Genomic DNA, 11,842 nt, shown 5'->3' with positions numbered 1-11,842 from the left:
AATGTAGCTGCTTCAGCCATTCTCATTAACAATTCTTATTGCGGTGACCAGGTACAAACGTTCTACCTAAAAACCAGATAGAACGTTCCTGATTGCCTTCGCAACCAAAGCAGGATGTCACTGAGCGATCGCCCGTCCTAATTATTGTTCGATAGGGTCACGGTGTAGGCATCCCGAATTCCGTCAACCTTCAGGATTTCGGACAGCACGGCTTCCGGCAGCGGATCGTCAATGTTCAGCACCATCACGGCATCACCGCGCACAATCTTGCGTCCGACTTGCATGCTGGCAATGTTGACGTTGAAGTGACCCAAGAGTGAGCCAATCCGACCGATGATACCGGGCATATCGCGGTGCAGCGTAAACAGCATGTGGGGGCTAGGCGGCACGTTGATCGGAAAATCATCTATGTTCGTAATCCGAATTTCGTTATCGCCCAAAATCGCACCCGTGACCGAATGTTTACCATTGCTACCCACTGCAACCAGGCGCAGGGAGCCAGAGTAGTCCCGGATGGAAGAGTCGCGGGTTTCCACCACGTGAATACCGCGTTCCTTGGCCTCAATGGTGGCGTTGACGTAATTGACCCGTTCCTGCAAAGCGTGGGAAAGCAGTCCCTTGAGTGCCGCCACCACCACAGGCTGGCTCTCGCTAGACGCCAATTCACCCTGAAGACCGATATTCAGCGATTCAATCCGACCGCCAGCCAATTGACTAACCAAGTTGCCAAGGGTTTCGGCCAACTGAAGATAAGGGCGCAGCTTTTCCAGAAGTTCTGGACGCAGACCGGGAATATTGACTGCCGAGCGAGCGGGTAGTCCCAACAATACGTCCCGAATTTGCTCCGCCACGTCAATAGCAACGTTAACCTGAGCCTCTTCTGTGGATGCTCCCAGGTGTGGGGTCAGCACCACTTCCTTACCGAGCGATCGCAGGGGAGATTCACCCAAGGGTTCCTCTTCATACACGTCGAGGGCTGCACCCGCAATTCGCCCTTCTCGGAGGGCTTCTGCAAGGGCTGCTTCGTCAATAATGCCGCCACGCGCACAGTTGACAATTCGCACCGTAGGCTTCATTTTGGCGATCGCCTCCGCGTTAATGAGGTGATACGTTTCCGGCGTTTTCGGTAGGTGCAGCGTGATGTAGTCGGCCTCTCGAATCAGGAGATCAACTTCAACCAGTTGGCAGCCTAACTGTTCAGCCCGCTCCTGGGAAATGAACGGATCATAGGCCAGCAGACGCATTCCCATCGAACGGGCGATCGTCGCCACGTGGGAACCAATTTTCCCTAAGCCCACGACCCCTAGGGTTTTCTTGTAAACCTCAACTCCGGTAAAGCTCTTGCGATCCCACTCGCCATTTTTGACCGATTGGTTCGCTGCTGGAATGTAGCGAGACATGGATAGCATCATCGCCACCGCGTGTTCAGCCGCAGCAATGGTGTTTCCTTCAGGCGAGTTGACCACCATCACACCGCGACGGGTGGCGGCAGGGACGTCAACATTATCCACCCCTACCCCAGCACGACCAATGATTTTGAGCTGAGATGCGGCTTCGATTACGTCTTTGGTAACGCGAGTTCCAGACCGAATCATCAATGCATCGTAGTTAGGGATAATGCTGACTAACTCTTCGGGCGAAAGCTTGGTTTGCACATCGACTTGGGCAACCTGCGAAAGAATATCAATTCCAGCTTGGTCAATGGGATCGGAGACAAGAACTTTAGGCATGACAACAGACTAAGACGTGATACAAGACAATGAAATTTGAATCAAAACTAAAACCGGGCAAGATAGTCTCCCGACGGCGCAATCGCGACCTACTTGTATTGAGAAAAAGCCCCTGTCCTAGGAGTTCTCTCTAGCACCACGCAACGCCTGCTTGAAGCGACCCAGCGTGCGATCGCAAACTTGCTTGAACGGTCAACCGGGCTTAGAACACCCGTTAGACGAGTTGAGAGTTCTGCTGGTTACACCACTGCCCAAAACAGTCGCATCATGAACCGTAAGAGCATCTAAAACGCAACGAGTTGCATTTTAGCAATTGCTAACACCGAAGCACATTCTACTGTAAGACGTGAACGCTCTATCAGAATCTTGGAAAGTTTTTGACTTTAGGAATCGGTAATCGCCATTTTTAAACTGCGACAGAAGGACTCGACGCTCTGAAGACTTTGCTCCGGTGCCCCTTCGGCCAAACGTTTAACAAAGGCGCTGCCGACAATAACGGCATCAGCTCCCCAGGTCATCACCTGTCGCGCTTGTTCGGGCTGAGAAATACCGAATCCGACCCCGATTGCCTTATCGGTCACACTTCGCAGATCGGTCAGCAATTCCCGCACGCGACCTTGAACCTGGGTTCGCATCCCCGTTACGCCTATGACGCTGACGAGATAGATGAATCCCTGGGATTTTTCGGCGATCGCCTGAATTCGTTCCATCGGGCTAGTCGGCGCAACCAGCAGGATAACCTCGATCTCGGCTTTTTGAGCGGCATCCAGGAGAGTCTGAATTTCTTCCAGGGGTAAATCCGGAACGACCAAACCTTTCACGCCAACGTTAGCAATCCGCTGCATGAAGGCATCGATCCCCTGATTGAGAATGGGGTTGTAGTAGGTAAATAGAATAATGGGTGCCTGAAGCTCTGGACTCACGGTTTTAACCAGATCAAGCACCTGATCAACGGTTGTTCCATGCCGCAATGCTCGAGTGGCTGCGGCTTGAATCACCGGGCCATCCGCCAGAGGATCAGAGTAGGGAACGCCCAACTCGATGAGATCGGCTCCATTTTGATCCAGAATCTTGAGCGCTTTCGCTGTGGTGGCTAGATCGGGATCGCCCGCTGTGATGAAGGGAACTAGCGCACACTGACCGCGATCGCGCAAAGCCTCCATTCGTTGAGAAACTGACGTCATTAATTCCTACCTTTTCCCTATGCCGACGTGCTGACCGTTCCCCATTCTACTGGTTTCAGGTACCCGTCGATTCACTAGAGGTAGGACTTGCCTGATTCTCGGCCTCAATTTCAGCTTGGAGCTTCGCTAGTTCCTCAGGTGACATCTCATCCAAGCGCTTCTGCAACACCGCATCTTCGTAGTCGCGAAGCTGCTGATTGTAGGTCATGTTTTTGGTCAGCGCCCGGACAAGGTAGGTGAGCAGCCAGCCCACCAATCCCCCCGTAAAAATGACTTGGCTCCACACTCCGGCATCCAAGCTATCTAAACCTGATGCCCGTAGTGCCCAATACACGCCACCACCGACTGCAAAGACACCAATGCCGATTCCAATAACGTCAATCCGTCGCATCCACCCTTCCTAGCTGAGTTGGCGGGGCTGCGGTCTAAAGTTCACCACCGGAGATAGCGCTAAGATTCCAGGGAAGAACAAAAACACGAAGAAATACATGATGAGTCGCTCAATCGAACTCGCAACATACCAGCGTTGCTTGAGATAGAAGATGGTGAGGGCGGGCATCACCAGGAGATATGTACCACCCAATACGACGTATAGAAGAAGTGCGATAGTCATGCTCAACTGGGCGCGATCGCGCTCCAAAACAGCGTTCATCAAACTTTTTAATATTTTATCCCCTCTGGCTCCGTTTCAGCGATCGCCTCCCCGCATCGACTGATTTGTATCCCCAATCCCAATGATTAGATATTCTCGCTCATGCTTCAGAACTAGGGTCTGGCAGTTCTGCATAAAAAATTGCGTAACAGTCGTGAATCAGAACCAGGAATAGCGCTATGATAGGCAGGGTCTACAAACCATACTCATGGGGGTGTGGCGGAATGGTAGACGCTGCGGACTTAGAAAACTGAGCCTTATCGAGGAAACTCGATAAGTGGACGCTCTCAAATTCAGGGAAACCTACGTTGGTCGAGCGGATGATTTGCATCTAGAGACCAATACGGCAATCCTGAGCCAAGCCAAGGTTGAACCTTATCGCCTTGGAAGGTGCAGAGGCCCGACGGGAGCTACCCTAACGTAAAGCCGAGGGTAAAGGGAGGGTCCAATCCTTAAAGCCAGGTTTGGCAGTAGCGAAAGCTGCGAAAGGATGAAAATCCGTTGACCGTCGAGGTCGTGAGGGTTCAAGTCCCTCCACCCCCATTATGTTTATTCACGGTCGGCTATGCGCTCTTTTTGGTCAGATCCATATCTCTGGGTTCACCTTGCGGGACTTGCCGTCGTTCCAATACTGCTCGATTTTTGTTTACTTGGATTAGCTGTCGGTGAGTCTACCCTGCCACCGCTTGCCGAGTTGGGTCTGGTGGCTACGGTGGGGGTGATTCCGGTGTTGTGGATGCAGTGGCGATCGCCCTTTTACATTTTCAGTCTGGTGGCGATCGCGCTCCGACCCACCCGATTAACCGATGATCAGCGGCGCATTCTGCGGCAGTTCAAAACGCCGCTGGTGAAGATTTTGACTACCCTTGCTGCTGGAATGTTGGTGGCAACCCTCTGGCAACTGTATCGACTGGCTCCAGTGGCCGCCGTAAATTCCCCTTGGAATGCGGACAATCGCTGGATCGGCCTCGCAGTAGCGGCGATCGCATTTTTGGGTGCCAATCTCTATGCTCAGGTTCCCGCTAGCGTTGTGGCGGTGTTGATGACGAGCAAACGCGCCTTTGCCTCGGTTAAGCCCTATCCCACCGAAGCAATCTTTAAGGACTTCACCGTCTTGGGGATTCCCGTTCGCCAAGTCCTCCCCTTACCAGAGCCTTCGATTCCTGGGGTACAGTCCGCAGCTCCAGTCAGTCCAGTACCGACTTCACCAGAACCGTCCACACCGAATGCATCTACACAACAAGAGCCTGGATCAACGGATGAAGTTGTCATCCTGCAAGCGACAGAGGTCATTGAAGTGTCGGCTGAGTCTGATACCCAGGAAACCCTGGATGACTTGATTGAGTCAGAACTGTCGGGCCTTTCAGAGACCCTCGCAGATGCCCTAGACGACGCCACCACCGAACCGACAGCCACCACCCAAGAAACCTCCCCCGTTGATCCATCGGATGCTTTCCCGTTGCGCCAGCCCCCTAGCTATGAAGATCCCGAAGCCAATTCGGATTAAGCACGGGCTCGCTCCTCCCATTGGAGGACGTCGGTCAATGAAATTTGCGGTTGAATTGGGAATACGCTAGGCAAAAAGCAGACCGTTATTGAAATCTAGTGAATCTGAAGGGATTTACGATACTGCATCCCCAAATTGACAACGATCGTGTAGCACGGCACACTTTAGCTTTGGCGGCCTGCGCTATGGTGGAAGCAGACTGGTTCTAGTCCGTCGCAGTTTATTCTCACCTTCGAGGTTGGTATGGCTATTACATCTCCCGACAAGTCGTCTATGCACTCTGACGCAACCTGGAATAGCCTCAAGCAGGCGATCGCTAAAACATCGGGGTTTCAGCGTTGGCGTATCGAGAAAAACGTAGCAGGACAGCTTCAAGACACAACTCTCGATGAGCTTGTAAGTCGATATCTGCGCGAAACGCTGGAGACCTTAGCCTACTAGGGGTAGTTCATCCTAGGTCTACCTATGTCGAGTAGTCTTCCCTGGGAACGCACGGCCAATTAATTTCTTTTAGACGAACAGCTTGAACGTTAGGGCGAGGGTATGCTGACACAGCGTGCCCTCTTCTCAGCGTTGTTTTTGTCAGAAGGCCGCTAAAATTTGGTAGCCTGGATCAACGGTGTGAGTCTAGGGGATTATCCCCAACCCGTGTTTCGCCCCAAGGGGCAGGGAACGAACCTAACGAGATTCAAGTAGATAGAGGGGATGTAAAGAAGCGTGAACATTCAGATTGGTAGGGGCAAAACCGCCCGTCGGGCTTACGGAATTGATGAAATCGCTCTTGTTCCGGGGCCAAGAACTCTAGATCCTAGCCTAGCGGATACCCGCTGGACGATTGGGGGTATCGAGCGAGAGATCCCCATTATCGCCAGTGCGATGGATGGCGTCGTCGATGTGCAGATGGCCGTTTTGCTATCTAAACTTGGAGCACTCGGCGTTCTTAACCTGGAAGGAATTCAAACTCGCTACGAAGATCCCAACCCCATCCTCGATCGCATCGCATCGGTGGGGAAGGATGAGTTTGTATCGCTGATGCAAGAGCTATATGCATCTCCAATTAAGCCAGAACTGATTACCCGACGCATTCAGGAAATCAAGAGCCAAGGCGGGATTGCTGCCGTCAGCGCTACGCCCGCGGGTGCAGTGCAGTTTGGTTCCGTGGTCGCAGAAGCAGGCGCAGATCTCTTCTTTGTGCAAGCTACTGTCGTCTCTACAGCCCATCTTTCGCCGGAGTCGATCACGCCCCTAGACTTGGCTGAATTCTGTAGTTCTATGCTGATTCCGGTCGTCTTGGGGAACTGTGTGACCTACGATGTCACGCTGAACTTGATGAAAGCTGGGGCAGCGGCGGTGTTGGTCGGAATTGGCCCTGGTGCGGCCTGTACCTCCCGGGGTGTATTGGGTGTTGGAATTCCCCAAGCAACTGCCGTGGCAGACTGTGCAGCGGCTCGCGAAGATTATTACCAAGAAACCGGACGCTACGTTCCCGTGATTGCAGACGGTGGACTGGTTACCGGAGGCGACATTTGTAAGTGTATTGCTAGCGGTGCGGATGGTGTGATGATTGGGTCGCCCTTTGCTCGCGCGAAGGAAGCCCCCGGTCGTGGCTATCACTGGGGGATGGCGACGCCTAGCCCAGTCCTGCCCCGTGGAACTCGCATCAAGGTCGGCACAACGGGAACCCTGGAACAAATTCTGCGAGGCCCCGCAGGACTGGATGACGGAACCCATAACCTGCTCGGAGCACTGAAAACGAGTATGGGCACCCTGGGTGCGAAGGATATTCGCGAAATGCAGCAGGTGGAGGTGGTCATCGCTCCATCTCTCCTAACCGAGGGGAAGGTATACCAAAAGGCGCAACAGTTGGGCATGGGTAAGTAGTCCAACTCAAGCGTTGCTTGACTTTAGAAATAGAATTGCTCGATCTGCATTGGGGTAGGTCGAGCAATTTTTTTAACGCTGATCTGCGCTGGACTCTTCCCCTAGATTTTGATCCCAAAGTAGGTCAAAACGAGGGGAACATCCCCTGTATTTTTGACCTCGTGAACTTCGCCCGGTTCTACCGCAACACAAACTCCGGGGGCTAATGCGTACTCAATGCCGTTGATGGCGATCGCCCCATCGCCCGATTCCACAAAGAACACTTCTCCCATATCCGCGTGGGCGTGGGCAGCAGCGACTTGACCGGGCAGAAACTCGGCCTGGGAGAAATTTGTAAGATGGGGAAGAACGTCGTTTCGGAGCATTACGCGCTTAGTGATGGCAGGATTGTGGGAGACAGGTTCAGCCGGACGTTCGGAAAGAGCGGTACGTTTCATAGGGAAATTTGGGAATGCTTAAATCTCGGCGGGTTGCCATTTTTATTTTCAACGATGTCGAAGTGCTTGACTTCTGTGGGCCGCTAGAAGTGTTTGGCGTGACTCAACAGGATGAGGAGCAGAAGCCGTTTGAGGTGGTGACGGTTGCTGCTGTTCCGGGTGTCGTGATGGCGCGAAATCAGCTTAGTGTTAACCCGATGTATTCCTTTGAAACCTGCCCATCTGCCGATATGGTGCTGATTCCGGGTGGAGTGGGAACGCGCCCCTTGCTCCAGGATTCTACCGTTCTAAGCTGGATTCAAACCCAGGCCAAAACGGCGGAATACTTGCTATCCGTTTGTACCGGAGCGCTGCTGTTGGCAAAGGCTGGTCTTTTGGAGGGACTTGCCGCTACGACCCATCACACCACCTTTGATCTGCTGCGGCAGCTTGCGCCCAACACTGACGTTCGGGAGGGCGATCGCATGGTTGATAACGGTCAGATTATTCTCTCCGCAGGGGTATCGGCAGGGATTGATATGTCGCTGTACGGGGTTAATAAACTGTGCGGAGATGAAGCTGCGATCGCCACGGCAACGGAAATGGAATACGACTGGCATCCCGGCAAACCTATTGCCTACTCTAAGGCTTAGAAGTTCCTGTAAATTTAGGGCTGGTTCTTGGAACTGCTTTAGAGTATCCAGAAGAGTATTCAAATGCGATCACGCCTTTAGACTGCGGTTTAGGGCTGGGCGATCGCCGTTCATCCCCTAGACCGTGCTATGAACAAATGGACATCCACTGACCACGCTTTGCAGTATCTCGCCCGTGCGGACAGTATTCCCCACCGTACAGAAGGGGAAGCGGTACTGCTCGACCACGTCCCCAAAACCGTGAACCGTATTTTAGACATCGGCACGGGGAATGGACGCTTGCTGGGACTGCTGAAAATCGATCGGCCTCAGGTGAACGGGATCGCCCTCGACTTTTCGCCTACGATGCTAGAAGCCGTAACCGAGCGGTTTCAGGATGATCCCACGGTGGCGATCGTGAATCATAACCTCGATCAGCCCTTGCCCGATTTAGGCACCTTTGATGCGATCGTGTCTAGCTTTGCAATTCACCATTTGGATGACGACCGGAAGCGATCGCTCTACGCCGAGATTTTCGATCGCTTAGAACCGGGTGGCATTTTCTGCAACCTAGAACACGTCGCCTCCCCTACCCAACGCCTCCACGAACACTTCATGCGCTCTATTGGCTATCGTCCAGAGGATGAAGATCCCTCGAATCAGTTGCTCGATGTGGAAACTCAACTGCGCTGGTTTCGAGAGATTGGATTTATGGATGTGGATTGCTACTGGAAGTGGCTGGAAATGGCGCTACTGGTGGGAGTCAAGTCAGAACAGAGTTAATAGAGACAAGAGAAGAAATCATGATTTTCAATCCAGAGAACGACGAGCGTCAGCTCATTCACACGCGGACGGGTGAACCGTATCAGCCTGTGCGTCTCTACTTTCAGCTTTTCAACCGCAAGACCGTTGAAGGCGTGTTTAAAAAACTTCGGTGTGTACAACCGGGCTTGAATGCGGATCATTGGCAATGGCTCTACGATCAAGAGATCAAAAAGCTACGCTTTGACGTGAGTTACAACAAACTCCCCAAAGATTATCGTCCCCTGGTGCTGGCGGATATCTTCTTTCGCGATGACAAAATGCTGATGGATCTGCGATCGTTTCAGCGGGCATCCTACGCCGCAGACTTTTTCCACAAGCGGATTAACCCCCACGCGGCTTGCTTAACCCATGCGCGGATTGTCAACCGATTCTTTGATGGCACGGTGGAAAAACGGGAGAAGATTGCACCTCCGTTCGATCAGTTCTTCGAGCGGGAGGATGTTTATATTCCCGACATGGAGGCAATGGATCAGAAACTCGCTGAGATTACTGAACAATTCGAGGATGTGGAAGAACGTTCAGCCGCCTTCACGGAATATCTAGACGCACAAGCGAACCAGAAACTGCCGGAGATTGAGCAACTTCCGATTCACGTCTACGAAGATAAGACAGCAGTAGGGTTTAACTTGGCACTGATGTTGCGCCATGTGGAGGCATCGCAACACTGGATGGGGAATACATCATTTACGCAAAGGGATGCGATCGATCTTCTGACCCAAGGCATGGGAGATGACTTAGAGGAGTTTGAGGATTAGGGATCCCTCGGAACCCGCGTCATGGTTTTGCATCCTAGGGATAAGGCTGAACCGATATCCCCACCAGCAACAGCAAAAATCGCTACTGTGGAAAGGACGACTCTGTATTAAGTAAGTATGAGGGTTAGCGCTGTGATCAGCGTTGATTCTGATGATCGAGTAATTCCAAGTGGTAGTTTATTTAGAGATTAAATTTTTAAGACTGATGCTGTGGCAGCCTTATTTGAGGTTATGAGACAGTTGATCAGCAACGCAACGTTCTAACACTTCACGGAGAGTCACATGCTGGACGAGTATCGTAAACACACGGCGGAACGAGAAGCACTAGGAATTCCGCCTCTGCCCCTTTCTGCTGAGCAAGCGGCTGCCCTCTGTGAACTGCTCAAACATCCCCCGGCAGGCGAAGAGGAGATGCTGCTGCACCTGTTGCGCGATCGCATTCCACCTGGTGTTGACCAAGCCTCCTATGTTAAAGCGTCATTTCTAACGGCGATCGCCAAGGGTGAGGTCTCCAGTCCCCTTGTATCTCCCCAGTACGCGGCTGAACTGTTGGGGACGATGATGGGAGGATACAACGTCCAGGCATTGATCGAACTCTTGCAATTGCCTGATGCTGAGGTTGCGGCGATCGCCACGGCCGGACTCAGTAAAACCCTGCTCGTTTACGATGCTTTCCATGACGTGATCGAGCTTGCCAAAACCAACGACTACGCCAAGCAGGTGGTGGACGCTTGGGCGAGTGCCGAATGGTTCACTAGCAAGCCCACCGTTCCCGAACAAATTACCGTCACCGTTTTCAAAGTCCCCGGAGAAACCAACACCGACGACCTTTCTCCTGCGCCCCACGCTACGACCCGCCCGGACATTCCCCTCCATGCCCTCGTCATGCTAGAGAGCCGCATGGAAGGCGCACTGGATACGATTGCGGATCTGAAGAAAAAAGGCCATCCCGTTGCCTACGTGGGAGACGTGGTAGGTACAGGCTCTTCTCGGAAATCTGCGGCGAACTCGGTGCTGTGGCACATGGGTGAAGACATTCCCTTCGTACCCAACAAGCGGACCGGGGGCTACGTTCTCGGTGGTAAAATTGCGCCCATTTTCTTCAATACCGTTGAAGATTCTGGTGGCTTCCCCATCGAGTGTGATGTCACCCAGATGGAAACTGGAGATGTGATCACGATCTATCCCTACAAAGGCGAAATCACCAACGAAGCCGGAACGGTTATTTCCACTTTCACGCTCAAACCCGAAACCCTACTGGATGAAGTCCGGGCAGGTGGACGCATTCCCCTCCTCATTGGTCGCACCCTGACCGACAAAACCCGCGCCGCCCTCGGCCTTGAGCCGTTGGATGTCTTCACTCGTCCCCAGGCTCCCAACGATACGGGCAAAGGCTTCACCCTGGCTCAGAAAATGGTCGGCAAAGCCTGCGGTCTACCCGGTGTCCGTCCGGGCACCTCCTGCGAACCCTTGATGACCACCGTCGGATCTCAAGACACCACAGGCCCCATGACCCGCGATGAGCTGAAAGAACTAGCCTGTCTCGGTTTCAGTGCAGATTTGGTGATGCAAAGCTTCTGCCACACCGCTGCCTATCCCAAGCCCGTGGACATCAAGACCCATCAAGATTTGCCCGACTTCTTCACCTCACGGGGAGGCGTGGCCCTGCGCCCCGGCGATGGCATTATCCACTCCTGGCTAAACCGAATGCTGCTGCCCGATACGGTGGGAACAGGCGGCGATTCCCACACCCGTTTCCCCCTCGGTATTTCCTTCCCGGCAGGTTCCGGTTTGGTGGCCTTTGCGGCGGCGATCGGTGCGATGCCGTTGGATATGCCGGAGTCGGTGCTGGTGCGCTTTAAGGGGGAACTGCAACCCGGTGTGACCCTGCGCGATATCGTAAATGCCATTCCCTACGTGGCGATCCAGGAAGGCAAGCTCACCGTTGCCAAGCAGAATAAGCAGAACGTTTTCTCTGGGCGGATTATGGAGATGGAAGGACTGCCCGATCTGAAGGTAGAACAGGCGTTTGAACTCACCGATGCAACGGCAGAGCGTTCCTGCGCGGGTTGTACCATCAAACTGGGCACAGAAACGATCGCTGAATATCTCCGTTCAAATGTCGCTCTGTTGAAGAACATGGTGGCGCGAGGCTATGGCGATGCTCGTACCATTCTGCGTCGCGTGGCCAAGATGGAGGCATGGCTGGCGAACCCGACGCTGATGGCAGCGGATGCGGATGCGGAGTACGCGGACGTGA

Annotated in this window: 12 protein-coding genes; 7 read left to right on the top strand and 5 right to left on the bottom strand. The window is 53.2% G+C overall.

What is annotated here, in order from left to right; all coding sequences use genetic code 11:
* Positions 1–137: 137 nt before the first annotated feature.
* The 4 genes from IGR76_18805 to ndhL form a co-directional block, all read right to left on the bottom strand.
* Complete coding sequence (locus IGR76_18805) at positions 138–1,730, bottom strand: phosphoglycerate dehydrogenase (protein ID MBF2080507.1); 1,593 nt, start codon at positions 1,728–1,730, stop codon at positions 138–140.
* 383 nt (positions 1,731–2,113) lie between these two features.
* Positions 2,114–2,914 carry a tryptophan synthase subunit alpha gene (trpA, locus tag IGR76_18800; protein MBF2080506.1) on the bottom strand — a complete coding sequence of 267 codons (801 nt, stop codon included), beginning with the start codon at positions 2,912–2,914 and terminating at the stop codon, positions 2,114–2,116.
* Positions 2,915–2,969: 55 nt separating this feature from the next.
* Positions 2,970–3,305: a DUF3007 family protein gene (locus IGR76_18795; protein MBF2080505.1), complete on the bottom strand. Its 336-nt coding sequence runs from the start codon at positions 3,303–3,305 to the stop codon at positions 2,970–2,972.
* Between the two features lie 9 nt (positions 3,306–3,314).
* Positions 3,315–3,527, bottom strand: coding sequence for an NAD(P)H-quinone oxidoreductase subunit L (gene ndhL, locus IGR76_18790; protein ID MBF2080504.1), 213 nt, complete (start codon positions 3,525–3,527; stop codon positions 3,315–3,317).
* Between the two features lie 604 nt (positions 3,528–4,131).
* Between ndhL and IGR76_18785 the strand changes: the two genes are divergently transcribed.
* From IGR76_18785 to IGR76_18775, 3 genes are all read left to right on the top strand, one after another.
* Positions 4,132–5,073: a low-complexity tail membrane protein gene (locus IGR76_18785; GenBank protein MBF2080503.1), complete on the top strand. Its 942-nt coding sequence runs from the start codon at positions 4,132–4,134 to the stop codon at positions 5,071–5,073.
* 243 nt (positions 5,074–5,316) lie between these two features.
* The gene (locus IGR76_18780; protein MBF2080502.1) at positions 5,317–5,514 is read left to right on the top strand and encodes a hypothetical protein; all 198 of its coding nucleotides are present in this window, start codon (positions 5,317–5,319) and stop codon (positions 5,512–5,514) included.
* 276 nt (positions 5,515–5,790) lie between these two features.
* Positions 5,791–6,954, top strand: coding sequence for a GuaB3 family IMP dehydrogenase-related protein (locus IGR76_18775; protein ID MBF2080501.1), 1,164 nt, complete (start codon positions 5,791–5,793; stop codon positions 6,952–6,954).
* 101 nt (positions 6,955–7,055) lie between these two features.
* Here IGR76_18775 and IGR76_18770 read toward each other — a convergent pair whose 3' ends face one another.
* Positions 7,056–7,391 carry a cupin domain-containing protein gene (locus IGR76_18770; GenBank protein MBF2080500.1) on the bottom strand — a complete coding sequence of 112 codons (336 nt, stop codon included), beginning with the start codon at positions 7,389–7,391 and terminating at the stop codon, positions 7,056–7,058.
* Between the two features lie 14 nt (positions 7,392–7,405).
* On the opposite strand from IGR76_18770, the gene IGR76_18765 reads away from it, so the two are divergent.
* From IGR76_18765 to IGR76_18750, 4 genes are all read left to right on the top strand, one after another.
* A complete protein-coding gene (locus IGR76_18765) occupies positions 7,406–8,023 on the top strand; it encodes a DJ-1/PfpI family protein (GenBank protein MBF2080499.1) in 618 nt (205 codons plus the stop codon).
* 129 nt (positions 8,024–8,152) lie between these two features.
* Positions 8,153–8,785, top strand: coding sequence for a class I SAM-dependent methyltransferase (locus IGR76_18760; GenBank protein MBF2080498.1), 633 nt, complete (start codon positions 8,153–8,155; stop codon positions 8,783–8,785).
* A gap of 20 nt (positions 8,786–8,805) precedes the next feature.
* Positions 8,806–9,582, top strand: a complete 777-nt coding sequence (locus IGR76_18755) for a hypothetical protein (GenBank protein MBF2080497.1) — start codon at positions 8,806–8,808, stop codon at positions 9,580–9,582.
* Between the two features lie 282 nt (positions 9,583–9,864).
* Positions 9,865–11,842, top strand: a 1,978-nt coding sequence (locus tag IGR76_18750) for a bifunctional aconitate hydratase 2/2-methylisocitrate dehydratase (GenBank protein ID MBF2080496.1), incomplete at its 3' end; no start/stop codon positions are given.

The organism is Synechococcales cyanobacterium T60_A2020_003 (assembly GCA_015272205.1).
GTDB lineage: Bacteria > Cyanobacteriota > Cyanobacteriia > RECH01 > RECH01 > JACYMB01.
This window is presented reverse-complemented; position numbering and strand designations above follow the sequence as displayed.

Bases quoted from the DNA above. Each gene is read 5' to 3' on its own strand.
- IGR76_18785 (MBF2080503.1), top strand. From the start codon at position 4,132: ATGCGCTCTTTTTGGTCAGATCCATATCTCTGGGTTCACCTTGCGGGA.
- IGR76_18780 (MBF2080502.1), top strand. From the start codon at position 5,317: ATGGCTATTACATCTCCCGACAAGTCGTCTATGCACTCTGACGCAACC.
- IGR76_18805 (MBF2080507.1), bottom strand. From the start codon at position 1,730: ATGCCTAAAGTTCTTGTCTCCGATCCCATTGACCAAGCTGGAATTGAT.
- IGR76_18755 (MBF2080497.1), top strand. From the start codon at position 8,806: ATGATTTTCAATCCAGAGAACGACGAGCGTCAGCTCATTCACACGCGG.
- ndhL (MBF2080504.1), bottom strand. From the start codon at position 3,527: ATGACTATCGCACTTCTTCTATACGTCGTATTGGGTGGTACATATCTC.
- IGR76_18760 (MBF2080498.1), top strand. From the start codon at position 8,153: ATGAACAAATGGACATCCACTGACCACGCTTTGCAGTATCTCGCCCGT.
- IGR76_18770 (MBF2080500.1), bottom strand. From the start codon at position 7,391: ATGAAACGTACCGCTCTTTCCGAACGTCCGGCTGAACCTGTCTCCCAC.
- IGR76_18795 (MBF2080505.1), bottom strand. From the start codon at position 3,305: ATGCGACGGATTGACGTTATTGGAATCGGCATTGGTGTCTTTGCAGTC.
- trpA (MBF2080506.1), bottom strand. From the start codon at position 2,914: ATGACGTCAGTTTCTCAACGAATGGAGGCTTTGCGCGATCGCGGTCAG.
- IGR76_18765 (MBF2080499.1), top strand. From the start codon at position 7,406: ATGCTTAAATCTCGGCGGGTTGCCATTTTTATTTTCAACGATGTCGAA.